At 45.4% G+C, this 24,549-nt stretch carries 28 protein-coding genes; 10 read left to right on the top strand and 18 right to left on the bottom strand.

Going from position 1 to position 24,549, the window contains the following annotated elements:
• The first annotated feature begins 56 nt into the window (after positions 1-56).
• Positions 57-1,775, top strand: coding sequence for a glycosyltransferase family 39 protein (locus AOC21_RS03360; protein WP_215392379.1), 1,719 nt, complete (start codon positions 57-59; stop codon positions 1,773-1,775).
• A 3-nt stretch (positions 1,776-1,778) separates the two neighbouring features.
• A complete protein-coding gene (locus tag AOC21_RS03355; protein WP_215392378.1) occupies positions 1,779-3,170 on the top strand; it encodes an MATE family efflux transporter in 1,392 nt (463 codons plus the stop codon).
• 16 nt (positions 3,171-3,186) lie between these two features.
• Here AOC21_RS03355 and AOC21_RS03350 read toward each other — a convergent pair whose 3' ends face one another.
• The 7 genes from AOC21_RS03350 to AOC21_RS03320 form a co-directional block, all read right to left on the bottom strand.
• On the bottom strand, positions 3,187-4,233 hold the full coding sequence (locus AOC21_RS03350) for a hypothetical protein (RefSeq protein WP_215392377.1): 1,047 nt from the start codon (positions 4,231-4,233) through the stop codon (positions 3,187-3,189).
• 35 nt (positions 4,234-4,268) lie between these two features.
• Entirely contained in the window at positions 4,269-4,853 is a 585-nt protein-coding gene (gene lpoB / locus AOC21_RS03345) for a penicillin-binding protein activator LpoB (RefSeq protein WP_371817798.1), read from the bottom strand.
• Positions 4,854-4,905: 52 nt separating this feature from the next.
• Positions 4,906-5,271: a YcfL family protein gene (locus AOC21_RS03340; RefSeq protein WP_215392375.1), complete on the bottom strand. Its 366-nt coding sequence runs from the start codon at positions 5,269-5,271 to the stop codon at positions 4,906-4,908.
• Positions 5,272-5,282: 11 nt separating this feature from the next.
• The gene (locus AOC21_RS03335; protein ID WP_251371565.1) at positions 5,283-6,992 is read right to left on the bottom strand and encodes a hypothetical protein; all 1,710 of its coding nucleotides are present in this window, start codon (positions 6,990-6,992) and stop codon (positions 5,283-5,285) included.
• Positions 6,993-7,207: 215 nt separating this feature from the next.
• Entirely contained in the window at positions 7,208-8,203 is a 996-nt protein-coding gene (locus tag AOC21_RS03330; protein WP_215392374.1) for a tripartite tricarboxylate transporter substrate binding protein, read from the bottom strand.
• Positions 8,204-8,236: 33 nt separating this feature from the next.
• Complete coding sequence (locus AOC21_RS03325) at positions 8,237-8,800, bottom strand: disulfide bond formation protein B (protein ID WP_215392373.1); 564 nt, start codon at positions 8,798-8,800, stop codon at positions 8,237-8,239.
• A 5-nt stretch (positions 8,801-8,805) separates the two neighbouring features.
• Positions 8,806-8,964, bottom strand: coding sequence for a DUF5993 family protein (locus tag AOC21_RS03320; RefSeq protein WP_215392372.1), 159 nt, complete (start codon positions 8,962-8,964; stop codon positions 8,806-8,808).
• An 87-nt stretch (positions 8,965-9,051) separates the two neighbouring features.
• Here AOC21_RS03320 and AOC21_RS03315 point away from each other — a divergent pair, with 87 nt between their 5' ends.
• Positions 9,052-9,831, top strand: a complete 780-nt coding sequence (locus AOC21_RS03315; protein WP_215392371.1) for an enoyl-CoA hydratase/isomerase family protein — start codon at positions 9,052-9,054, stop codon at positions 9,829-9,831.
• Positions 9,832-9,871: 40 nt separating this feature from the next.
• Here AOC21_RS03315 and AOC21_RS03310 read toward each other — a convergent pair whose 3' ends face one another.
• Genes AOC21_RS03310 through AOC21_RS03300 form a run of 3 tightly spaced genes read right to left on the bottom strand, consistent with a single transcriptional unit; the run spans position 9,872 to position 11,952 of the window.
• The gene (locus AOC21_RS03310; RefSeq protein ID WP_215392370.1) at positions 9,872-10,921 is read right to left on the bottom strand and encodes an alpha/beta fold hydrolase; all 1,050 of its coding nucleotides are present in this window, start codon (positions 10,919-10,921) and stop codon (positions 9,872-9,874) included.
• Between the two features lie 21 nt (positions 10,922-10,942).
• A complete protein-coding gene (locus tag AOC21_RS03305; RefSeq protein ID WP_215392369.1) occupies positions 10,943-11,635 on the bottom strand; it encodes a fumarylacetoacetate hydrolase family protein in 693 nt (230 codons plus the stop codon).
• A 35-nt stretch (positions 11,636-11,670) separates the two neighbouring features.
• The gene (locus AOC21_RS03300; RefSeq protein WP_215392368.1) at positions 11,671-11,952 is read right to left on the bottom strand and encodes a SemiSWEET transporter; all 282 of its coding nucleotides are present in this window, start codon (positions 11,950-11,952) and stop codon (positions 11,671-11,673) included.
• Positions 11,953-12,058: 106 nt separating this feature from the next.
• Here AOC21_RS03300 and AOC21_RS03295 point away from each other — a divergent pair, with 106 nt between their 5' ends.
• Complete coding sequence (locus tag AOC21_RS03295) at positions 12,059-13,060, top strand: tripartite tricarboxylate transporter substrate binding protein (RefSeq protein WP_215392367.1); 1,002 nt, start codon at positions 12,059-12,061, stop codon at positions 13,058-13,060.
• A 61-nt stretch (positions 13,061-13,121) separates the two neighbouring features.
• Here AOC21_RS03295 and AOC21_RS03290 read toward each other — a convergent pair whose 3' ends face one another.
• From AOC21_RS03290 to AOC21_RS03280, 3 genes are all read right to left on the bottom strand, one after another.
• A complete protein-coding gene (locus AOC21_RS03290; RefSeq protein WP_215392366.1) occupies positions 13,122-13,505 on the bottom strand; it encodes a cytochrome c5 family protein in 384 nt (127 codons plus the stop codon).
• A gap of 62 nt (positions 13,506-13,567) precedes the next feature.
• A complete protein-coding gene (locus AOC21_RS03285) occupies positions 13,568-14,368 on the bottom strand; it encodes a class II aldolase/adducin family protein (protein WP_215392365.1) in 801 nt (266 codons plus the stop codon).
• Entirely contained in the window at positions 14,368-15,354 is a 987-nt protein-coding gene (locus tag AOC21_RS03280) for a tripartite tricarboxylate transporter substrate binding protein (protein WP_215392364.1), read from the bottom strand. The genes AOC21_RS03285 and AOC21_RS03280 overlap by 1 nt, the downstream gene beginning before the upstream one ends.
• Positions 15,355-15,467: 113 nt before the next feature.
• Between AOC21_RS03280 and AOC21_RS03275 the strand changes: the two genes are divergently transcribed.
• Positions 15,468-16,355, top strand: coding sequence for a fumarylacetoacetate hydrolase family protein (locus AOC21_RS03275; protein WP_215392363.1), 888 nt, complete (start codon positions 15,468-15,470; stop codon positions 16,353-16,355).
• Between the two features lie 77 nt (positions 16,356-16,432).
• On the opposite strand, the gene AOC21_RS03270 is transcribed toward AOC21_RS03275, so the two are convergent.
• Positions 16,433-18,340: a ferrous iron transporter B gene (locus AOC21_RS03270; protein WP_215392362.1), complete on the bottom strand. Its 1,908-nt coding sequence runs from the start codon at positions 18,338-18,340 to the stop codon at positions 16,433-16,435.
• Positions 18,333-18,578 (bottom strand): FeoA family protein, encoded by a 246-nt coding sequence (locus AOC21_RS03265; RefSeq protein ID WP_215392361.1) that lies wholly within the window; start codon positions 18,576-18,578, stop codon positions 18,333-18,335. The genes AOC21_RS03270 and AOC21_RS03265 overlap by 8 nt, the downstream gene beginning before the upstream one ends.
• Positions 18,579-18,757: 179 nt before the next feature.
• Here AOC21_RS03265 and AOC21_RS03260 point away from each other — a divergent pair, with 179 nt between their 5' ends.
• Positions 18,758-19,384 carry an FMN-binding negative transcriptional regulator gene (locus AOC21_RS03260; RefSeq protein WP_215392360.1) on the top strand — a complete coding sequence of 209 codons (627 nt, stop codon included), beginning with the start codon at positions 18,758-18,760 and terminating at the stop codon, positions 19,382-19,384.
• Positions 19,385-19,420: 36 nt separating this feature from the next.
• On the opposite strand, the gene modA is transcribed toward AOC21_RS03260, so the two are convergent.
• Complete coding sequence (gene modA / locus AOC21_RS03255; RefSeq protein WP_251371564.1) at positions 19,421-20,170, bottom strand: molybdate ABC transporter substrate-binding protein; 750 nt, start codon at positions 20,168-20,170, stop codon at positions 19,421-19,423.
• Positions 20,171-20,225: 55 nt separating this feature from the next.
• A complete protein-coding gene (locus AOC21_RS03250; RefSeq protein ID WP_215392358.1) occupies positions 20,226-21,248 on the bottom strand; it encodes a substrate-binding domain-containing protein in 1,023 nt (340 codons plus the stop codon).
• Positions 21,249-21,324: 76 nt separating this feature from the next.
• On the opposite strand from AOC21_RS03250, the gene AOC21_RS03245 reads away from it, so the two are divergent.
• The 3 genes from AOC21_RS03245 (at position 21,325) to AOC21_RS03235 (ending at position 23,269) form a co-directional block, all read left to right on the top strand.
• On the top strand, positions 21,325-22,149 hold the full coding sequence (locus AOC21_RS03245) for a substrate-binding domain-containing protein (protein ID WP_251371563.1): 825 nt from the start codon (positions 21,325-21,327) through the stop codon (positions 22,147-22,149).
• 83 nt (positions 22,150-22,232) lie between these two features.
• Complete coding sequence (locus tag AOC21_RS03240; RefSeq protein WP_215392357.1) at positions 22,233-23,036, top strand: substrate-binding domain-containing protein; 804 nt, start codon at positions 22,233-22,235, stop codon at positions 23,034-23,036.
• Positions 23,037-23,044: 8 nt separating this feature from the next.
• The gene (locus tag AOC21_RS03235; protein ID WP_215392356.1) at positions 23,045-23,269 is read left to right on the top strand and encodes a molybdopterin-binding protein; all 225 of its coding nucleotides are present in this window, start codon (positions 23,045-23,047) and stop codon (positions 23,267-23,269) included.
• 94 nt (positions 23,270-23,363) lie between these two features.
• Here the strand turns inward: AOC21_RS03235 and AOC21_RS03230 are convergent, their stop codons facing one another.
• Positions 23,364-23,945 carry a hypothetical protein gene (locus AOC21_RS03230; RefSeq protein ID WP_251371562.1) on the bottom strand — a complete coding sequence of 194 codons (582 nt, stop codon included), beginning with the start codon at positions 23,943-23,945 and terminating at the stop codon, positions 23,364-23,366.
• Between the two features lie 164 nt (positions 23,946-24,109).
• Here AOC21_RS03230 and AOC21_RS03225 point away from each other — a divergent pair, with 164 nt between their 5' ends.
• Positions 24,110-24,547: a GNAT family N-acetyltransferase gene (locus AOC21_RS03225; protein ID WP_215392355.1), complete on the top strand. Its 438-nt coding sequence runs from the start codon at positions 24,110-24,112 to the stop codon at positions 24,545-24,547.
• Positions 24,548-24,549: the final 2 nt, after the last annotated feature.

Raw genomic sequence — 24,549 nt, 5'->3', positions numbered from 1 at the left:
GCTCTGCGAGATAATCAAGGCAGCGTTTGCTGCCTTTTTTATTTTGAACTTTACACATGGTCAAACTTACCGCCGCCGCCACTAAATCAATTCCGCGCATTATTATTTTTGCGCTGACCTTGGTTTATGGTTTTGCTGGCCTGTTCTTTCGGGACCCTTGGAAGAATGAAGATGCGATTGGCTTTGGTGGTATGTGGACACTCTTTCGCGGCAACTCCCTGGATTGGGTTGTTCCACATTTAGCAGGTCGCGATATCTCACTTGGCACACCCTTGCCATATTGGATGGGTGCAACACTGATTGAATGGTTTGGTCCGTTCATTGGTGCCGCCAATGCCGCACGTTTGTATGCGGCGATTTGCTTCTTCTCTGCCGCACTCGCAATTTGGTACGCCACCTACCTATTAGGACGACGTCGTGAAGTCCAGCCAATGGCACTTGCTGTTGGCGGTCAACCCGACATGAAGAGCTACGGCATGACCCTGGCTGATGGTGCGCTGTTGATTTTCTTAGCATGCGTCGGTCTTGCACAACGCGCCCATGAAACTACTCCGATGATGGCACAACTCATGGGGATCAGTATTGTGCTTTACGGCACGGTGCGTGGCTTAGATAAGCCCTGGCAAGGCGGCTTATGGACTGGTCTTGGTATTGCCATCGTTGCGCTTTCTAGCAACCTTACTTTAAGTTTAATTATTGTCAGCTCCACCATCATTGCAGTGATTGCCAGTAATGCAAAGTTGCGCTTTCGTTGGACACTTACCAGCACTGTTTTAGGTCTCATTGGTTTTGCAATTTGGCCCTTAGTTTGGTACATCACAGATCTTTCTCCGCACTGGCGTCATATCGCTGAAGAAGGTTGGCGCAATGTGCCAGAAATGCGCGCTACTCCATCCATTGAATCGCTCGGTTTCTTGAGCGTGAACTTCTGGGCTTACGCTTGGCCTGTGTGGCCGCTTGCAATCGTTTCACTCGCCCACTGGGGCCGCACTAAAGCATCTGGCGCATGGCGCGCTCCGCACCTAGCCATTCCATTAAGCCTATTTGTTGGCAGCTTAATTTATGCTCTATTCCGCTTAGAGGCAAATGAGCATGACTTAATGATCTTAATTCCAAGCCTTGCCATCATTGCTGCCTTTAGTCTCCCTGTTCTTAAGCGCAGTGTCATTAGTTTTATCGACTGGTTTGCGATGTTTAGTTTTACGTTGATCGCCCTCGCAATTTGGATTATTTGGTTAGCAAAAGTGACCGGCTACCCTGAGACAACGGCTGCCAATATTGCTCGTCTACTTCCAGGATTTGAGGGTCAATTTAATGTAATGGCCTTTATCGTAGCGCTGGCGATTACTGGTGTTTGGCTAGCGGTAGTGCGCTGGAGAACTTCACGCGCCCCAAAAGAAATTTGGCGCTGCCTCATCATCTCTGCTTCTGGTACTACCTTGATGTGGGTTCTGCTGATGACCCTGTGGCTTCCCACTATTAATTACGCCAAAACGTATCGTCACGTTTCAGCGCGTTTAGCTCTGGTAGTTCCAACCGGCGGTGGCTGTGTTGATACTAGTAACCTCGGTTTTGCGCAGCTAGCTTCTTTTGAGTACTTCTCTAAACTGAATTTACGCGATGATCCTAATTGCCCATGGATGCTGACACACAGTCAATCCGAAGCAAAAGCATACGCACAATTGAACAATAAAAAGCTCACCCTACTTTGGGAAGATCGTCGTGCAGCTGACCGCGATGAGCGCCTCCGCCTCTACGAAGTTATCCCCGAATAAATCGTGCTGCACTTTAAGTTATCGCGCCTCCGCGAGGATATTCCCTCTTTATTAAAACTGGCTGGGCCTTTATTGATTGGTCAGCTTGCGGTGATTGCGTTTGGCGTACTGGATACCGCTATGACAGCCCGCTACTCTGCCGATGATCTCGCTGCACTCGCGATGGCTTCAGCTATTTTCATCAGCATTTATGTTGGTCTGACTGGAGTTATCTCTGCTCTTGCACCAATTGCAGGGCAACTGTTTGGTGCAAAACGCTTTTCAGAAATCGGCGAAGAAGTACGGCAAGCAACTTGGCTTGCCTTAGGTCTTACTGTATTCGGTTGTTTTATTTTGCTCAATGCCGATCACCTACTAGCCATCTCACAAGTGAATGAAGCCATCGAGGGTAAGGCGAAGTTATATCTCAGCATCTTAGCGATCGGTCTACCAGCCAGTATGGGCATGCGCGTTCTCATGGCATTACATAATGCTGTCTCACGCCCTACTGTTATTACCGTAGTACAGATCATCGGTCTGGCATTGAAGCTTCCATTAAACCTGCTATTTATCTATGGCGGTTTTGGTATTGAGGGCATGGGTGGTCCTGGTTGTGCTATTGCTACCGTTATCATCAACTGGTCTTGGCTCTTAATGACCCTTGGCTTTGTTATATTGGATCGCTTTTACAGACCCTTTAAGATCTTTGCCCGCTTTAGCATACCCGACTGGCATCGCATCTGGACTTTACTCAAATTAGGCGCACCCATTGGCTTTAGTTACTTGATTGAAGTGACGTCTTTCACTTTTATGTCCTTGTTCATTGCTCGACTCGGAACCACCGCTTTAGCAGGTCATCAAATTGTGGCCAATATGGGCACTGTGATTTACATGGTGCCTTTATCGCTCTCCATTGCCACAATGACACTGGTTTCGCAGTCGATTGGCGCTAATAAACCAGAACGTGCTGAAGAGATTGGTTGGTCATCGGTATTTTTTACAACGACGCTATGTATCAGCATCGGTATTGCCGTCTGGATATTTAGAATTCAGCTGCTTGACTTATATGACCCGCCAGCAGAAGTAAAGGCATTCTCCATCCCCCTCTTTTTGTTTATTGCGTTTTACCAAGTGTTTGATGCCCTGCAAATCACCGCAGCCTTTATTTTGCGGGCCTATCGTATTGCATTCTTACCTATGGTGATTTATGCAGGCTCGCTCTGGGGTGTAGGCCTTGGTGGTGGCTACCTGATGGGCTTTAACGTATTAGGTAACACACCCACATTCTTACAAGGCGCCAATGGCTTCTGGGCAGGAAATAGCTTGAGCCTTGGTCTGGCTGCGTGCTTTTTACTCTATCTCTTTAGAAGAACAGCGGAGCGCTATGAGAAAACACATCCGCCGGTAGAGACTTGAATCAGCCTGCTGCTGCCTACTTGTAAACCTTCAAAGTAGTTGCATCATCATCCAAACGTCTTTTGAGATTGCGCATCTGTCCTGCTGAACCAGGGTTGTTGGTAATAAAGTTTTGATCAGCCAAGTGCCTGCGAACATCTTCCGCCAGATCCAAGGAGGCCAACTTCATTAACTTCGCTGTACTTGGCTTATGTCCTGTATCCCTGCCATCGATTTGGACGTCTTTACCCTCGCCAGATGCCACAAAGGAAGCGACTATTTGGGTGGTTTTAGTATCAACGATATTAAAGTCCACAGTTACCTCAAATGTTACCTGCTGCGAAGTAGATTTTGTTCCGGGAATATCAGAAACATTATCGGTACTAGAGACTTCCGCTAAAACACCGTACAGTACGTAGTCGGCATCGCCAAAATCGCCAGCCTTGATGCGCTTCACAATATCAAAGTACTCATCACCTTGATTGGGGATTGCGGGAGTGGATTTAGCCTGTACCACTTTATAACCAGACTTGATGAGTAAACCGCGAATCGGGTTGGCTAAATAACGCAACTCGCCATACTCATGATTACTTTGATAGCCAGACTTCTTCATGCTTTCGGTATTAATGCTTGAAGAGCTATTGCTTGGTGCCGCAACATCAACTGCAGGTACAGGTGGTGTAGCTGTGCCAGGGGCGGTCGCTTTTGGATCGGATAAATCGGTGAACTTTACTGGGAACGCAGATGAATTTGCCCCACCAGTAATAGCGGAGGCGTTTGCTTTATCGGCATCCACTTCAATTGTCTTAGGCGTAATCACAGAGGAGATGCTGTTGCCAGTAGTTGTTCTGGTTTCTTCGATGAACGTTAAGTTCTTACCTTCTTTTTTGAAGTAGATATCAGTTACTGCAATTGACTTAGACTCCGCCTTCAGGGCTTCCGCACTAATCACGGGATTCTTAGGCGGATCTGCCGGAACTTGACCCACCATCGCAGACTCCACTACTGGAGCAGGCGGCTTGCTAGCGCAACCAGCCAAGAAGACCAGGCTAACGCCCGCAAGAGCTATAAAGGTTTTTTTCATGTGTTACTCAATTCTATATGGTGTTGACTTGCCAATTAGCGTGTCGCAGTCTTACGAATTTCTTTTTCATCAGCCCACTCGAGTAAGCCTGATTCGTTATTAATGAGATTCAAATTAAAGACGTAGTAAACGTCTTTAACGTCTTTGGTGTTCTTCACAATAGAAGCAATTGATCCTTCAATGCGATATTGCGCACCCTGCATATTGCCAGTCTTGGCAATCGTACTGTTCTTATACAACCCTGACTGATTCTGGCGCTTGAGTTCATCGGTTTGATTTTGCATTTCAGAGACACTCACTGCAAATCGTACTTGACCACTCTTCATCAGCTGCGTGCGGATCTTATCGGTAATGACACGTGTATCAATATATTCAGAAGTTTTATTCTTCACGTCTGCCAAAGTCACAATCGGCGCATCCTTACTTCCAGAGATTGCTTTGGATTGCAGCAGTGATCTTGTCATTGCTTCGGCAATCATCTGCAGATCAGTGGATCCATAGTTAGCATTGACTGTTTCAACAGCTTTAGCGTCGCCATAACGCACTTGTGGGCCAGAGCAAGCTGCAAGCGCTGCGACTGATAATGCAATAGCAGATAAGCGAATAGTTTTAGTGTTCATGATCATCCTTTATAAGCCTAAATCTTTTTAATATTAAATATTGACTTGTTTTTTATTTATATTGGTTTAACTCAAAGCGAAAGTCAGTAGCGTCTGGTGTTGGGGCTATCCCCATGATAACGGTCGACTGACCTTTGCCTACCGTTACTGGCTTCCACGGCTCCTCATCTGTCACAGTCATGCCATTCTTACCAATCCATTTGAATCGATAAGACACAAGATTGGATTTGCTGTCATTCTGAATGGTGACTTGTGCAGTGAGCACGCCATTACGCACCAGACTTCTCATATCGGTAATTTGAATGCTATCGGTATCGCCCATACGGATTGTCATATCCTTCATCGATGGGGTTGAGCTGCAAGCCACCAAAGTAAATGCAGCAAGTGCCGTCATCAGAATTGCAAGGTATTTTTTCATCTGGGTCTTTCCTAATTAAAAAGCTGCTGAAAGCGATTCAGCAAACTGGGTGGCTCATACGGCTTCGCCTCTTCTATATTACTGCTAGCAGGGGTGCTACTGGTAGCAGGATTGGGACTGGCTGCAGCCTCAGAAACTATAGGGGTAGCCGGAGCTGTCATTTGGGCTGGGGCTGTTACTACCGGAGCAGACTCTTCAGGCTTCGGGTCTTGAAAGCCGCCCCACAACTTCTTTAAGCCTGCAAAAGTGCCTTCGGATGGTTTTGGTTCCAAGACGGTAGGCAAGACACTGGTCGACTGAGCCGCAATTGGAGCTACAGGAGTCATTACAGTAGGCACTAGGGTGACCTGGGGAAGCGCAGCTGGGTCATTTGAGGTAAGTACTGTGGCTCGATTTCTGAACATGCGGATATAGACTACGTTATAGCCCCCCACCAAATTCACCGTTTGCGAAGCAGTCATCCCAGACGGCAAGGTGTACTTGAGAACCGTAGGCCCAATCGGTAAGCCCATTCTGGCCATATATGTCTGCGCAGGCAAGGTTGACCAGTGACGCACGTCAGTCACGTTAATCGCTTGCAATCCATATCCTGTAATCATTCCTGCAATAGCGCCTATAAGAGCCGCATTACCATTGTTTTGATTGTTCTGATTTTTTCTATTGGCTGCTTGTTGCGCCGCCCGGTCAGCTGCATATTGCGCAGCCAAGGATGCTAATGCTCTTGAAGAAGCTCTCAGAACATAGCTAGGCATTTCATCACGCAAGTTCTTGCGGGCCATTGCATCAATATTTGCCACCAGCTCTGGATTGGCCGCCCTATCGCCTAACTGAACCATGGTTGGCCTAAAACGCTCGGTTGACTTTTCAATGACCGGAAAAGTGAGAGTGATTAATTTAGGATTGCCGCCGATATTAAAAGATTGGCTGATTTGATAAGGAATAATCTTAGGCATGTACCCCGTATCAATAATGATGAGAGTGTCTGCAAACGATTTTTTACTTTGATTTGCAATATTGGAATCGAGCTTTGCAATGCTGGTTTTAAAAAAGTTCACCTGAGGTCTTAACTCAATGGCGAGGCGATAGCCCGGTGCGGCCAAACTAGCCTCCCCTTGTGACTCATGAATAAAGCCAGATAGGTAATATGCGCCAGGATTTTGATAAGCGTTTTTTAGGCTACGTGTTTCTTCATCATCCAATAAATTAATTGGATAGCCGCTGATATTCTCAATGCGACTAGTTGCGCCCTGAGTATTAGGGTTAATCTGCTGATCACGCTCTACCTTAGAGACAGCAGCGACCCGGCTTTGAATAAGCTCTTCTATCACCTTTTCACGTTGCGCCATTTTTTTGGCTTCCACCATGGCATCATTCCAGCGACCTTGGGAGAGGTGATTTAATGCCAAGGTCTGGCTTAACAAACTCACTTCATATGGCTTAGGGTCATACTCACTGCTAAAGCCTTCAGATAAAACATAGGAACTTGCCCCTGAAAAGGAGCGCCTGAGCTTATCGCTAGTAGTCACTTCCCAACGACTCACTAGTTGGTCTGCTGCCAACAAACTTTGAGTGCTATTGGGAATCTGCGAAGGGCCTTGTAATCTTTGAACTTCGCCGAGCTCCATGTAGTACAAAGTATTTTTATCTTTAAATGCGCCCTGAATAGCGGCTGTAGTATTTTGCAGATCACCATTCTTAAACTGCTCCTTAGACTCGTTCATTTTGATTTGCTGCGTTTGTGTAGCGCAGCCCACCAATAAACAAACAGCCAAAGCCGCCCCGAATTTAGAAAAGTCTAATGCTGAAAATTTAGGCAAGTTTAGGGACTTGGGAGTGGGGTAAAAAGTAGTTAGTGATTTCAAGCAAATAGCTCTCATTCCTTTAACGCTTGAAAATAGTCTGGGGCTGACAAGAAAAGCTGTTTTTACTTAAATGATTACTCTAATTTTGCACCCGATTGATGCACCACCCTACCCCATTTACTTGCTTCTGAGGCAATTAACTTGGAAAGGTCTTTGGGGCTGCCTGGAGCAGGCTCTAAACCACCAGATAAAAGACGAGATTTGACCTCTGGGCTACTCAGGGTTTGACGAACCATCAGATTTAGACGCTTCTGAATGCTGGGTGGCAGATTTGCCGGGGCCATCAAAGAAAACCAGGATACCGCCTCAAAACCGGTTAGCCCTTGCTCGGCTAAGGTCGGAATTTCAGGGGCAGCATGCGAACGTTTCAGCGTGGTGACGCCTAAAGCCTGAACCTCGCCTGCCTTAATCAGAGACAAAGAGGATGAAAGGTTATCAAAGAGCATTGATATGCGGCCACTCAGCAAGTCAGGAAGTGATTGGGCGCGCCCTTTGTATGGGATATGTCGTATCTGCACACCAGCCATCTCTTTAAAAAGTTCACCAGACATGTGCAGTGAGGTGCCAACCCCCGACGAACCAAAAGTCAGCTGATCTGGTTTTGCTTTTGCTAACTCAATTAACTCATGCAAATTGCTAACACCTAATTTCTTATTCACGATCAGTACATTTGGCGTACTAGCTAAAAAACTAATGGGCGTGAAATCCTTTATAGGATCAAAAGACATCTTTTCATAAAGCGCGCCATTAATTGCATGTATGCCTACAGTGCCAATCAGCAAGGTGTAGCCATCTGGCTCGCTCTTAGCAACCAAATCAGCACCGATATTGCCACCATAGCCTGGGCGATTCTCCACCAGTACCGGGACACCTAAACTCTGCTGCCAACTCTCCGCTAAAACACGTGCCAAGATATCGGGCGCACCACCAGGTGTAAATGTGACGATGATACGAATGGCTTGCTTAGGCCAGGCAGTATTTTTCTGAATACCTTGCGCTTGGGCTGAGAGCCCAATAGCCCACAATATAGATGCTAAGAAGAAGTTCTTTAGAACTTTGGAGAATTGCATATTACAACGCAGACCTAGACCAAAAGGCCTAAGTTAAAAACCAAAGCGAGAGCGCAACCACAACCAGCCGTCATACTTCACTGGATCATCAGCGCAGGGTCCGATGCCACATTCAAGCAAAGTGGAAACAAGATTACCAAACACTAAAAGAATGAAAATAATCACTAAAGCATTTGCAAACCAAGAACGTGAGCGAACTTCACGATTGGGAAGCATTAGTAAAATTGCTAGGCCCATGATCAAACCTGTATATCCTACATAAGCCCATGTATAAAAATGGAGCTCTAAAAATGTTGCGCCAAACCCCTTGTCGCCAGGAAGAATATGCAAGAACACCTGGCGGAGTGAAACCATCATTCCAGCTAGGCCACCAATAATGCCCCACCCATAATGTGAGGAATGAGCACCGCAACGAATATTCAAGACCAATGCAAATCCAATGATCACAAATCCAACACGTTGCATTAAGCACAGAGGGCAAGGTAACTCGCCAAAATATAGTTGATCGACAAATGCATAAGAAAGCATGCCAACAACAGCCAACAATGCCAATTGATTGCCTAGCGCTGCTAATGAAGGGAGGGAATGTCTACTCACGATAATTACAGACTGATATTGAGATGGTCGGTTGCATGAAACTGGAACCAAACCAAAAGGATGCCGACGGTAAGCGCCAAAACAATCAAACCCGCAAGACGTTTCTCAAACCAGACTAAAACCAGTCCGATAAAAGCTGTCAGAAAAGGTAGAAACATATACATAGGATTATTCTAGCGCAGGACTCTACTGGGTAGGGTATTTCTGCAAATACAGAGCTTGGAGAAAGGTCTTTTGTTTAGAATGGGTCTATGACTACAAGCCCTACCCCACCTTGCATCGATTTAGACATCGACGGAAAGATTGCGCGGGTCATTTTCAATCATCCTGCTGCCCGCAATGCTTTAACTTGGCCGATGTATGAAGATCTCAAAAAGATCTGCGACTCTCTAGCAAGCAACCCCGATATTCGAGTAGTCATTTTTAGAGGCGCTGGAGATAAGGCATTTGTATCCGGGAGTGATATCCAACAGTTTGTTGATCTCAAAAAAGATGAGGCCTATGAAGTAGCCGTTGATCATATCTTTGCCTCACTCCAACAACTACCCATGCCAACCATTGCTATGATTAAAGGTTTAGCTGTAGGTAGTGGACTGTTAATGGCGACCGCTTGCGACTTTCGCATCTCAACAAAGGATGCCCGTTTCGGCATACCGGTAGCGAGAACTTTAGGAAACTGTTTATCACCAAGCAATCTTTCTTGGCTGGCAGCCCACCTTGGGATACCAACAGTCAAAAAGATGTTGCTGACAGCAGATCTGATTAAGGCGCCAGAATTATTGGGATCTGGTTTCTTGTATCAAACTGCTGAAGCAGTAGATATTGATGTGACCGTCAATATGCTTGCAGAGAAGCTGGCGGCACTGGCACCTACCACACAAAAAGCCAGCAAACTTGTCTTGGCGCGAATACTCCAAAGCAATCTCCCCGACTGCACCGATCTGATGCGGGAAACCTATAACAGCAATGACTTTAGAGAGGGTGTGAACGCCTTCTTAGAGGGTCGTCCACCCCGATGGGTTGGCGAATAAGGCTGTTGCGATTGCTATGGCTGTAGCTGTAGCTATAACCCTAACCTTTGGAGTTTAAAAACTCCACTATCGTTTTCACAAATTGATCTGGTACTTCGACGTGGGGTACATGACCCACATTTTCAATGGGCACCAATTTCGCATTCGGTATAGCTGCTTGCGCCTTCTTGCCTAACTCTGGAAAATTCCCCAAAGACTTCACTGCTTCTGGTGGCGCAAAGCGCTTGCCGAATACGGTGCGATCTTTTTGCCCAATCACCAATAAGACTGGCATCTTGAGTTGTGGCAAATCATTCACCACTGGTTTTTCAGCAATCATTTGATACGTCAATACTGAGGTCTTGGCGTAGGCTGGATAATCTGGCCCTTTTTGAACTCGTACATAGACTTCTACAAACTTTTCATAGCTAGGCTGCCAGTTAGGAAAGTAAGTCTGCAGAAAACGTCGGTAACTCGTTTCTGTTTGGGCCATCTCCAGTTTTAGTAAGTCTTCATTTTTCTGGGGCGGTATATCTTTACTGTAATCCTCAAGACCTAGTGGGTTTTCGAGCACCAGCTTTTGCACAGTCTGTGGATATAAGCGTGCATAACGAATGCCCACCATGCCACCCATCGAGTTCGCAATCACCGAAACTCGCTGAATATTGAGGGACTTCAACAAAGCCTGAGTATTCGCGGCCAAATCATCAAAGTGATATTCCACATCCGGCTTAGAAGATTTTCCAAAGCCAATCTGATCGGGTGCTATGACACGATAGCCAGCCTTAGAGAGTCCCGCAATAGTTGGCGCCCAATAATCACTAGAGAAGTTCTTCCCATGAAACAAGAGCACTACACCCTTTGGCTTACCCAGCGCAGCTACATCCATATACATCATGCTAGCTGGCTGACCTTGTAAGGAAGTCTTAAATTCTTTTAAAGGATAGGGATAAGGCCATTTGCTTAAACGTAAATCCAATGGAGCAGCATTTGCATAAAGACTGACCGAAGGAGTAGAAGATACCTGCTCAGGAGTGGCACAGGAAACCAAAAACACTGGAATGGCAATAGCCGCAAAAGCTAGCAAAATTTTCCTGAGAAAACTATTCATCACCCTAACCCCTATCTATATTTATAGAATTTTTGTCTTTAAGCTTGTTAAGCCAGCAACACTACCTTCAAGCACATCACCCTTTTTCACTGGACCAACTCCTGCTGGAGTGCCTGAGAAAATAAGGTCGCCTGGCTCCAAAGTAAACAAGGTGGAGAGATACGCGATGGTGTCCGGGACATTCCATATGAGTTGATTGAGATCGCCTTCTTGACGAACCTCCCCGTTCACCAAGAGCTTCACAGCACCCTTAGCAGGATGACCGCATTGAGATGCTGGGGTGATCTCACCACAAGGGGCTGACTGATCAAATGCTTTACCAGTATCCCAAGGACGCCCCATCTTTTTTGCCTCACCCTGCAGGTCACGCCTGGTCATATCCAAACCGACTCCATAGCCATAAACATGGTCCAAAGCTTTATCAGCAGAAATATTTGCACCGCCCTTACCAATCGCAACCACCATTTCAATCTCATGATGTACATCGCTTGATAAGTTTGGATATGCCATATCTTTACCATCAGTCACAATTGAATTCGCAGGCTTCATAAAAAAGAAAGGCGGCTCACGATCTGGATCGTGACCCATCTCGCGCGCATGATCTGCATAGTTACGTCCAACGCAATAAATACGATTCACTGCAAAGCGGCGAGAATCACCTGTTACGGGCAATGAGATCACTGCTGGTGGATCAATCACAAATGCTGAAGACATAAAAACCTTTCGAAGAATTTAGATGAATAAGTATTTTATTTCTGATGTTTAGAAGTATGACGCAATTTCAGTAACAAGATGCTCAGTGCCAAGGCGAAGGTCATGGCATTTGCCAGTATCAGGGGCCACTTTTCAATAATGAGGCCATAAACAAGCCATAAACCTACACCAGCCGTAAACAGGGAATACATTCCCAATGAAATCCCCGAAAGATCCCTGGTACGCCAAGACTGAATGGCTTGGGGCAAAAACGCAATTGTGGTTAAGGATGCAGCGCAATAACCAATAATCTCGATTTGGTGGGGCTCTAGGGTCATTTATCTATTGTAGTTAGGGAATTGAGCAAATCATTGACGCAGCGCATGAATTTTTATACTGTAGATAATAGAAAATCGCAATTCAACCCACTATTAAAAATTCAAAATGAGACAACAAATAATTAAGGGCCTCGGCCTGCTTCTTTGTACTAGCTTGATTGGTGCGCCTCTACATGCACAAACCAATAGCGCTGCAATCAAAAACTATCCGGATAAGCCTATTAAATTGGTGATCCCCTATCCGCCGGGTGGAGCTACCGATGTGATTGGACGCATCATGGCGCAAGAGCTTTCCAAATCACTCAATCAACAAGTGGTTCCAGACAACCGTGGAGGCGATAGCGGCAATATTGGCGCTGATATGGTTGCCAAATCACCTGCGGATGGCTATACCTTGCTCATGGGGGCTCTGACATCACACGCCATTAACGCGAACCTCGATAAAGACAAGATCAAATACAACCTGGAGAAAGATTTCACCCCAGTAGACGTAGTGGGAGTTGTGCCACTAGTTTTTGTTGTGAATCCTTCAGTTCCAGTAAAGAATATGAAAGAGTTCATTGCTTATGCAAAGGCAAATCCAGGCAAACTCACATTTGCCTCTTCTGGTGCTGGCGCTCCGCAGCGTCTCGCAATGGAAATGTTTCGCTATCAACTTGGCTTAGATTTATTGCATGTACCCTACAAAGGAAGTGGGCCTGCCATGACTGACCTAGTAGGCGGACAGGTGCTCACCATGTCTGAAACAGTCCCTGCAGCCCTACAATTTATTCAAGCTGGTCAGCTCAGACCTCTTGCAGTAACAACTGCAAAACGTATTAGCCAGTTGCCTGATGTACCAACAGTGACAGAAGCCACTGGGTTACCTAACTTTGACGTAGTGAGTATGTTTGGTATTTTGGCTCCAGCAGGAACACCTAAACCCATCATCGATAAACTCAGTACAGACATCAAGATCATCTTGCAACGTCCCGAAGTTCAAGAGCGCATGTTGGCTGCTGGCGTTTATGTGAACTATCTTTCACCCGCAGACTCTAGCAAGCGAATTTCACGCGAAATGAATATGTGGAGCAAAGTCATTAAAGACTCCAATATCAAACCAGATTGATATAGTCACCAACGCTCTACCTGTTACGAGCGTTGGCACTAACCTTACCTCTTCAAGGTAGTTATTTTTTCAAGCCTGCTTTGCGTGCCTCAACTTCTTTATTGATAGCTGCCAGAGTTTTGGCATCAGGAGATTTCCAGTTGCCACCCGAGTTATTCACCATATAAACCAAGGCATCAGCAAATCCCTCAATACTCAAATTGGGGCTACCCCCTTTTGGCGGCATTGCACGTACGCCAAAATAGGCATGCCCAGTCAATTCCACCTGACCCTCAGCAATCAATGACTTCCACTTGGCCTTATCGCCAAACTTAGGAGCATTGAGAACGCCTGTGCCATGACAATTGGAGCAGACTTGCTTGTAGGTATTCTCGCCGGATTGAGCAAAAGTCAAGCCAGAAAAAGTAAGGGCTACCAGAGTCAAGTATTTCATTTTCAAATTCATGCGAATACATCCTAAATAAAAGGAATTTATATTGGGCTCCAAAAAATTTAGAGCGCGAAGTACTACTGAGATTTTTTAACTCGCTCGCTCCAGAGTTGCCATGGGCGTCCAATAGTCTTTTCAATTGTCTCTTGTGCAGTGACTGCTTCACCTGGAGTGAGATATTGCACCTGCCCCATCTTCATTGCCTCAGCCTGAATGCTGGCATTCTGAATTGCATAAACCGTTCTAAATACAGCCTTCTTAATAGAGTCTGCTCCTGCAGCATATCCATGACCCCGCATCAACACAAAGTACTGCAAGCCCATGGTTTTTGACAAGGCATCACCTAAATCTACATTGCTAACAAACATATCGGTATCTGGATTAGGTTTAGCAAAATTACGAATCTCAAATATAGGAGCGCCATCGCCCAAGAATGCACTCATATGGTAAACGGGCTTAAGCGTCACACCCGTTAACCCATAAGGAAGAATTGGAGAGGCATGGCCATGTATTACCGAGTTGATATCGGGACGATTTTTTAATACACCGCTATGAATAAAGCGCTCACCATAAGCCACACGAGTATCACCGTTTAAAGCTTTACCATTCATGTCAAATTCCATGATGTCTTCAACTTTGACCACGGATGGCGCAACACTTCTCGCCAGAAAGAATGTATTGGGATTAATCGGGTTGCGAACACTAATATGACCATAACCATCGACTGCATTTTGGTCATACAAAATATGATTCGCTAAAACCAACTCTTCAACCGCAGTTTTCACTGCGGGGTTTTGGTCCATCTGCTCTTGGACGGTGGCAGCATTAACCTGAGCACAGAGGGAAAAAATAAAAAGGGACAGAATTCGTTTCTTCATTACTCCACCTTACCGATCTTTTTAACAACCTCACCCATCTGAGCAGATTCCTTATCCCAGTAGGTTTTGAATTCGGGAGCATCCATATATTGAATTGGACTTCCAGCACCATTAATCACAGCACGCACACGCTCATCACTGGCCGCTTGTTTTGCGGCTTCACGTAATTTATTGGTAATGTAGTCAGGTGTTGCGCTTGGCACAAATAATCCAGCCCATTGAGAGAACTCGATCTTCACACCCATCTCCTTGAAGCTAGGCACTTCAGGCATGCTGGCTAATCTACCGTCGCCCCAGTGCGCCAAGGCACGAACCTTGCCGGCTTTGATTTGCTGCACGATAGAAGAAGGTCCCGTGGCAATAGCATCAACCTGTCCACCCAATAAGCCCACAATCGCTGGACCTGCACCCGTGTAAGGGATGTGCACCATATAGAATTTCTCAGAAGACTTCAGCATCTCCATTGGCACATGCATCGTTCCATAGTTGCCAGATGAGCCAAAGTTATATTTACCAGGATTGGCTCGCATTGCCGCAACAAAAGATTTGTAATCTTTCCAAGGGCTATCTGCCCTCACCACCAAAACAGTTGGGTCTGCGGTAAAACGCGCAATCGGTTTTAATTGATTCAGTTGAAATGATTGCTCTCTACCGACTACTTTATCCGCCTCTGGGATGATTGAGATCGATGACAAAGCCATCAAAATGGTATAGCCATCGGGTTTGGCTCTAGCAACCGCAGCCATACCAATACCGCCACCAGCACCCGCTTTATTTTCTACGATTACTGACTGACCCAAGCTTCGAGAAAGCGCTTCTGCTACCGGCCTTCCCACAATATCGGCTACCCCACCTGGTGGAAACGGCACAACCATGGTAATGGGTTTTGTAGGCCAAGATTCAGGTGCTTGCGCAAAGGCGCTCGGAAGGGTCAAACACGCCCATAGGAGGGCTAAAGCAGGAATGGCTAGATATTTTTGTCTCATATTTTGTCTCTAATACGTAATTTAGTTATTATTTATGGTCTTTATCCTACTACAAGATTCATCACAATAAACAGGGGCTTTCGTAGACAAAACCCCACCTGGAGATAGTAATCATGAAATATGCAGCATTTGTTTTAGCCAAAGAACCCACCAAAACTCGCGTAGGCATTGTTTCTGCCGATGGCAAGACAGTTCAGGAGCTTGATTTAGGTGTTGATGTAAGCGAAGAAGGCATTGTTGCCATTCTCAAGGCTGACCTAGCCGGGAAATTACCGAAGCCTACCTCTACCCATGCTTTTGGTGATATTCGCCTCCTTGCTCCGGTACCTAGACCACGCCGCAATATTTTCTGCGTGGGTAAAAATTACCATGAGCATGCTAAAGAATTTTCCAATAGCGGATTTGACGGTAGCGCAAAACCTGGTGAAGATATTCCAAGCCACGCAATCTTCTTCACAAAGCCCCCTGAGTCTGTAACCGGTCCAAATACTAACGTCATCATTCCAACTGCAGTGTCAACCTGCATCGATTACGAAGCAGAACTAACCATCGTCATTGGCAAAGGTGGCAAAGGGATTAGCGAAGCAGATGCCATGAAGCATGTCTGGGGCTTTACAGCGATCAATGATGTGACCGCACGCGATTGGCAACAAAGACACAAGCAATGGTTTTTAGGTAAAAGTTTTGACACCTTCTGCCCCATGGGTCCATTGGTAGTTACAGCAGATGAAGTGGATGCCGAAGATATCTCTGTAAAGTGCTGGGTCAATGGGGAATTACGTCAAAACTCCAACACTAAAGATCTCATCTTTGACATCCCGAATATGATTGCAACCGTTTCTGCGGGCATCACACTCTATCCGGGCGATCTGATTGCTACTGGTACGCCCGTGGGCGTTGGTATTGGCTTTAAGCCTCCGAAGTACTTGGTCAACGGTGATGTTGTCGTTGTTGAGATGGGTGGCATTGGCAAACTTGAGAATACGTTTATTACTGAATAATATTCACTAAGAGTTTTCAGAAAGAATAAAGCCACCCTCGGGTGGCTTTATTTATTGGTACTGCACTTGTCTTGCTATCAACTAAATAAAAGAGCTATTCGGTAAGTAATAAATGCAGCGAGGTAAGCCAAGCCAAATAAGTAGCTGAGCATAATGACGGGGATCTTCCATCCACCAGTCTCACGTTTAACCGCTGCGATGGTAGATAAGCACTGCGGTGCAAATACAAACCAGGCCAGCAAAGACAATGCAGTGGCTAAAGACCAGCCACTAGAAATCAAAGGGATCAATGCCTCTGTTGCGTCCACACTTGAACTAGAAAGCGCATACACCGTTGCTAGGGAGCTCACAACAACCTCACGAGCAGCCATACCAGGCACTAAAGCAATGCTGATTTGCCAATTAAAGCCAATTGGCGAGAATACATGGGCTAAGGCCTGCCCGATCATGCCGGCAAAACTGTATTGAATAGGCGAACCTGTTGCACCTTCAGGCGGAAATGGAAAGCTAGAGAGCGCCCATAAACCAATAGTCATGAGCAAAATAATTCCGCCAACACGACGTAAGAATATCTCTGCACGTTGCCATAAGCTAATCGCTAAATTGCCGATGCGTGGCATGTGATAGCTTGGTAACTCCATCATGAGTGCATTCATCTTAAATTGCTCACTAGTGAAGCGCTTTAGAATCCAGGCTACGGCCATCGCACCCAATATTCCTGCAAGGTAAAGCAAGAACAACACTAAGCCCTGTAGATCGATACCAGCCCAGAGCTTTTGCTCAGGAATAAATGCAGAGATTAACAAGGCATAAACAGGTAAACGTGCTGAGCAAGTCATCATCGGTGCAATCAGAATTGTCACCATGCGATCACGCGCGTTAGAAATGCTTCTAGTGGCCATGATTCCCGGAATGGCGCAAGCAAAGCTAGAAAGCAGCGGGATAAAGGATCTGCCAGAGAGTCCTACCGAGCCCATTACCCTGTCGAGGAGATAGGCGGCTCTTGGAAGGTAGCCAGATTCTTCGAGCAACAAAATAAAGAAAAACAAAATCAAAATTTGCGGCAGGAAAATCACCACCCCACCTAAGCCTGCCAAAATTCCATTGATCACTAAACTTCGCAACCAACCATTCGGCAAGATTTCAACAATCTGTACTCCCAAATACTCAACCGCCGTTTTAATAAGATCCATGGGTACGGTAGCCCAACTGAAAACTGCCTGGAAGATGCAAAAGAGTAAAGCCACCAAAATAATGGGGCCGAAGACTGGATGTAGCAATACTGCATCCAATCGATCACTCAACTGATCAGGGATAATTTGATCCAACTTAAGGTTTTGCAGAATTCTTTGGACTTGAATGTTATCGGTCTCTGTATGCGCAATATGAGAAGCAACATTTTCTAGAGTGGCGTCACTTGTTCCAGTGCGTAATCCATCGAGATTGCGCCAGTCTAGATTCGACAAAAACTGTTTGATTTTATCGGCACCATCAGACTGAATGCCAATGCTGGTGAGAACTGGAAGCCCCAATTCATTAGAGAGTGCAGCAGTATCTATCTGCAAACCTTGGCGCTTAGCGATATCGAGCATATTGAGCACCACTACGCAAGGCAAGCCCAAGCGCTTTGCAGCCAACACCAAACGCAAGTTACGACGCAAGTTCATTGCGCTCAATACGCAGACAACTAAGTCAGGACGCTTCTCGCCTTCGGCTCTACCAAGCAATACATTGCAGGTTACTTTTTCGTCCAAAGATCTTGGATAAAGACTGTATGCACCCGGCAAATCCAGAATGCGAATATTTTTACCGGACTCGAGCAATAAGCGCCCTTCTTTACGCTCAACCGTTACACCAGAATAGTTGGCAACCTTTTGTCGACTACCAGTCAGTAAATTGAATAAAGCCGTTTTACCGCAATTGGGATTACCCAATAAGGCTACGAGTGGCTCACTCGAATAAAAATGAACTTTAGCTTCAGACATGCGCTGCTGATTCAACTGTAATCATGCGTGCTTCTGATTGGCGCAATGCAAAAGTCGAGGCACCCACGCGAACCATGTAAGGTCCTTTGCCCAAAAGACCTTTGCGCAATACCGTTACCTGCTCGCCAGGTAAAAAGCCAATATCCTCCAACTGCCCCTTAATTTGAGGGGCGCCTTTGGGGGCATTGATTTCACTGACGCGATAAAGACTGCCTAAGTCGACTTGGTCTAAATTCATTCAATATGCTTTTTAGCTTGGATAAAGGTCATTATAACGATAAATGAGAATGAATATCATTCGTTTAAAGGGGTGTTCAATATGAATAATGACCTATTTAAGCCCCTAGGAGCTTGATCCAAAACAAAAACAAGCGGATTAATGCATACTTATTCACACGTCATATAACCTATCTAACTATGTACTTACCAAAACATTTTTTAGTTGAAGAGTCCGCTGTTCTTGCTCAGCTGATTTCTGAATATCCCCTAGCCGTCATCGTGGCAAATCTAGATGGTCATTTTGAAATTAACCACCTCCCCCTAATGTTGAGTGAAGACAAGACCAAGCTCTATGGTCATGTTGCCAAGATGAATCCACTCACCAAAGTAGCGAATAGCAGCAATACCGCTGTCACCGCAATCTTTAATGGTCCCAATGCTTATGTAACTCCTTCTTGGTATCCCTCCAAGCAAGAGAGTGGCAAAGTAGTTCCGACATGGAATTACGCTGCAGTACATGCCGAAGGGACCATCAAACTCATTGATGATGCGCAATGGCTTAGAAGTCATGTCTCACAAATGACGAATATTCATGAGCCCACCTATCAATCGACTTGGAAGCTTGATGATGCCCCCGAGGAGTATGTGCAAACCATGCTCAAAGCTATCATCGGTATCGAGATTGAGATCAAGAGTTTGGTTGGAAAATTTAAGCTTAGTCAGAACCGTCCTGCCGAGGACTATGAGGCAGTTGTTGAGCAGCTACGCAAGTCGCCCAAAGAAGCCTTACAAGAAATGCTCCAGTTCATGAGAGCACCTAAGTAATTAGGGGAATAACTAAGCAGCGAACCAAGGGCTGAGCTAAGGGGTGGTGTAACCGTATTTTTGCAGAATAGCTTTGACTTGAGACCCCTGCATAAAGCGATATAAGTCTGCAGCCTCCTGGGGTGCGCCCTTGATGAGGACCATGCGCTGCTTAATAGGCTCATACAGCTTTGAATCAACCAGTAAGAAGCTCGTTTGCTTCGCAAGCTCAGGTGACTTCGCTAGCGAAAAGGCTGTAAATCCAATATCAGCTGCACCACTCACTACGTAAGTTGTGGCCGCTCCAATATTGTCGGCATAAACCAACTTGTCTTTAGCAAGATCCCAAAGACCCTCTGCCTTTAAGTACTGAACCGCTGCTCTTCCGTAGGGTGCAAGCTCAGGTTTAGCAATGGCGACCTTATTAGCTTTGGCAATCGCTTTTGCTATGTCCGCTTTGCCATCTAGCAACTGAATACCAGAAGATGTTTTAGTAATGATGGCTAATTTACCAATGGCATATACAACACCATCATCCACTGTCTTCCCATTTTTATATAACTCGAGTGGAAAATGTTCGTCAGCCGCAATAAATACATTAAATGGAGCGCCATTCATAATTTGCGTAGTGAAGTTGCCAGAGGAACCGTAAACCACCCTGATATCTGGTCGACCAACAGATTTAAATGCAGTGGCTATCTCCGCAAACGCATCCTTCATATTGGCAGCAACTGCAACTGTCGATACCTGTGCAAATGAACTAGTAGTAAAGAAACAAAGTGTTACCAGCAAGGAAAGGAGTCGCATGATCATATGCAATCCATTCTAGTGGATTCAGCGATATTGAAAAGACTCCAGAAAACTATAGCCATTCCTGTATTTGTCTATTAAGGCTAACCGCTTTATATCCTGGCGTCTCTCCAGAAGAACTTCTGATCTTGCGTATCAATTTAGATGAAGCGGATTGAGCCGCCATCTCTTTATGCATCGCAATAAAAAATATTTCATCTTTTAGGGGCACAAAACCCAAACCATTTTCTAAGGCTATATTTTTTACCCCTAAACCGACGTCAGCTTTGCCTGCGAGTATGGCGTTCGCTACAGCTGAATGGGTAAATTCTTCATGCAAATAGCCATTGATCTCCAGCGGATCGATCCCCTCCTCCATTAGCAGGTTATCTAGCAACAATCGGGTTCCGGAGCCAATCTGTCGGTTAATGAAACGAATCTTTTTACCCACTAAATCCTCAACCGAGCGAATATGCAGTGGATTTCCCTTTTTGACGATTAATCCTTGGGTGCGCTTCATTACAGGATATATCTCGATATTGTTTTTTGATAAGCGCTGGTAGATTGCTTTAGAGCTCTTTGGATCGGATACATGGTATCCGGCAATGTGCGCCTCATTATTGAGAAGTCTCTCGAGAGATTCGCCTGATCCTGCAATTTTAAGTTCAAGGCCTGTGATTTCTCCTGCAGCCTTTTGAATGATTGAATCACTACTAGAGAAAAATTTCCAACGTACACTTTCTGACTTTTGTATTTTCTTAATTTCTTTTACCAGTAGGTCATGGTACTGCGCATCGTACTTAAGATACCCCGCTTGCATATCCTCAATGAACTGAATTAAAAATGTGCCGAATTCAGTTAACTTGGATCCATGGCCCTTGGTCCGAATAATCAGCGGCATACCTAACTCTTCTTCAACTTGATTCAATTTGCCCCAGGCGCCCCTATAAGAGGTACCTGATTTTTTGCTGGCAACGACTAGAGAGCTACCACTACCAATGTCTTTGAGCATCTGAGCAAGCCAAATGAGGTCTACCGAGCTCTTTCCTTCGGCCTTGGTCTTAACAATGAGGGTTGGTCGCACTTCAATTTGCATATGTAATCTTTTGCATATTCAATAAGTATTAATGTATGCGATGATAGACATTTAATCAACTACTTAGAGTGCAGACATGAAAAAAATGATTCGCAAACTATTACTTACGACCCTGGCAGCCCTATCCATTACCTCACTTTCGGTCTCTGCCCAAGAAAAAAGTATTGTGGTGTCCTCCACCACCTCTACCGAGCAATCCGGCCTATTTAATTACATGCTGCCTATTTTTAAGATGAAGACAGGCATTGAGGTAAAGGTAGTTGCCGTAGGCACCGGCCAAGCATTGGACATTGGTCGTCGCGGTGATGCAGATGTCGTATTTGTTCATGACAAGCCTGCTGAAGAAAAATTCGTTGAGGAAGGTTATTCGACCAAACGCTACGAAGTGATGTACAACGACTTCGTTCTTATTGGGCCAAAATCAGATCCTGCAAAAGTGGGTGGCGGCAAAGACATTCAAGCAGCGCTCCAAAAGATTTCTGCAGCTCAAGCGCCTTTTGTATCTCGTGCAGATAAAAGTGGCACACATGCTGCAGAACTTCGTTATTGGAAAGGCGCCGGCATCAACCCTTCTGCTAGCCAATCTTGGTATAAAGAAACCGGCTCAGGCATGGGACCTGCCCTGAACACAGCATCCGCAATGAATGGCTATATCTTGGCTGACCGTGGCACTTGGTTAAGCTTTAAGAATCGCGGTGATCTCGTCATCTTGGTGCAGGGCGATCCTAAGCTATTCAATCAGTATGGCGTGATGTTGGTTAATCCAGCGAAATTCCCCCATGTGAAAAAAGCACAGGGTCAAGAATTTATTGATTGGCTTATTTCCAAGAACGGTCAGGATGTCATTGCCAGCTACAAGATTGATGGCGAGCAACTCTTCTTCCCTAATGCTAAAAAATAATCAGCATGAAAAATAATATGCCCCTAATCACCATAAAGACTCTAATGGCCAGTCTCGCTTTTATCATGGGAGCGCAAACTGTTATGGCACAAAATAACCCCACAAAACCAGAAGCGATTTATGGGCAAGGTAGTAAAAGCTTTAAATTGGCTACCGGTAGTCCAGGTGAATTAGGACTTCTTCAAGCTCTTGGAGAGGCGTTTGATAAGAAAGAAGGAGCGCGCTTAATCTGGATTAAAGCAGGTAGCGGCGCCTCTTTAAATCTACTTAAAAACCAACAAGTGGATATGATCATGGTGCATGCACCGGACGCGGTTAACAAGGCGCTTGCAGATGGCTGGGCGACCAATCGCACCCTCATTGGATCAAATGAGTTTTATATTGTTGGCCCAAAGAATGACGCAGCAAACATTAAAACGGCAGGCAGCGGCGCCGATGCTTACGCAAAGATAGCGAAAGCAAAAGCAAACTTTATTTCTAGAGGCGATAGATCAGGCACCCATCAAAAAGAGATGGACATCTGGAAGAAGGCCGACATAACCCCTGAGGGCGGCTGGTACATCGTTACCAATGACTTTATGACGGCGTCCTTAAAAAAGGCCAGCGCAGAAAATGCTTATTTCATGACCGATAGCAGCACCTGGGTTGCCGAAAAAGATATTGCGCCTAATTTGGTCATTCTGTACCGTGGTGATAAGTTCTTAGTAAATACCTATGACGCCCTAGCAGCTCCCGCTGGCGCTACTGAAAATCGCGATATTGCTGTGAAATTCATTCAATTTGTGGCTTCAGATGAAGGTCAGACGATTATTCGCAATTACGGAAAGTCAAAATACAAAGAGCCTCTTTATAATGATGCTGCATATGCAAAGCAATACGTCCATTAGGAGAAATCATGGAACTGAAAGTCAAACTTAGCGCTCGCAATACTTTGAACGGTAAAGTAGTTGAACTCAAGATGGGTCAAACAACTTCGCACGTAAAGATCGATATCGGCGGCGACCATATTGTTACAGCCTCTATCACCAATGAAGCAGTTGATGAACTCAACCTGAAGGTTGGAGATCAAGCTTGGGCAGTGATCAAAGCATCTGACGTCATGATTGCCAAAGGCGCCTAAGCTCTTGCCTTGCTGCAATTCAACAAAAAAGCCCGCGTGAGCGGGCTTTTTTGTTGCCGGTGTACTACCCAGCCAATTACTTACTGATTCATGCTTATTTCTTTGGTGTTACGAAGCCGATAGCTGTGTCGTCAACAAACTCAACCATAACGTCGTCGCCAGCTTTGAATTTCTCAAGACCTAAAACAGCTGGATCCACTTTTACTTTTTGCTTCTCGCCAGTAGGCATTGTGAAAGTAACGATGCGTGTCTTTTGATCGATTGTTGAAATCTTTACAGTTGCATATACAGTTTCTGTAGTTTCTTCAAAAGGCTTAGCAGAACCTTTTCCTGCTACTACTACAGAGCGCACACCAGATACGCCTGGCTTTTGATCTTTACCTGCAGCCGTTAATCCAACAGCAACTGCTTGAGCATGCTCAACCAAGAAAATGTCGCCTTTTTTAACTTTGTCTAAATCATTAACAGATTTAGCAACATTCATCTGCGCCAAATTACCATTAGCATCTTTCAATACAACGATGCGCTTTTTTGCATCCACTGAATCAACGGTTGCGCTCAAAACGACAACGTCAGCAGCTAAAGGCAACATCTTTGCAGGAAGTTGTGCAAAAACAGAACTTGCAAAGGTAACGCCAACTGCAGCAAACAAACCAGCTAATAAAGATTTCTTCAAGATAACTCCTAATTGAGTAAAAGGTTTTGGTTGGGCTCATTACAGAGCCACAATTCATTGTAACCACGGATTAAGGCAGTTTTTGTGCGGCGAAGAACTATCTCACCCCAACCTACATCTTTGGTAAATTGAGAGGGAAGTCGAAAATAAGGGCAATCTGAACCTTGGAAATACTAGCTAAACACTGGCAAGAAGCTGGGGCAGACGCCTTTTTGGTGCGTGAGGCAGTCTTCATTCACGAGCAGCAGGTTCCTGCTGAGCTTGAATTAGACGAATTTGACCTCACTGCTACCCATGTCCTGGCCTACCAAGATGCGCAATGTATCGGCACTGGAAGGCTGGTGGATTTAGGTGATGGCCAGACTCAAATTGGGCGTATGGCTATCCTGGCTCAATATAGGGGTCTGGGCATAGGAAAGCAAATCCTAGAAAAACTAGTTGATCTGGCTATCTCTCAAGGGGCAAAGGCCATCATCCTGCACTCCCAAGTCAGCGCTATCCCTTTTTATGAAAAACTGGGCTTTAAAGCTCAAGGGGGTACCTATGATGAAGCAGGTATTCCCCATCGTAATATGATTCTCTTATTACCAAATTTGATTTAATA

This window comes from Polynucleobacter sp. VK25, from assembly GCF_018687355.1.
Classification (GTDB): Bacteria; Pseudomonadota; Gammaproteobacteria; order Burkholderiales; family Burkholderiaceae; genus Polynucleobacter.
Note: the sequence above shows the minus strand (reverse complement) of the source record. Positions and strands in the feature narration are given on the sequence as shown.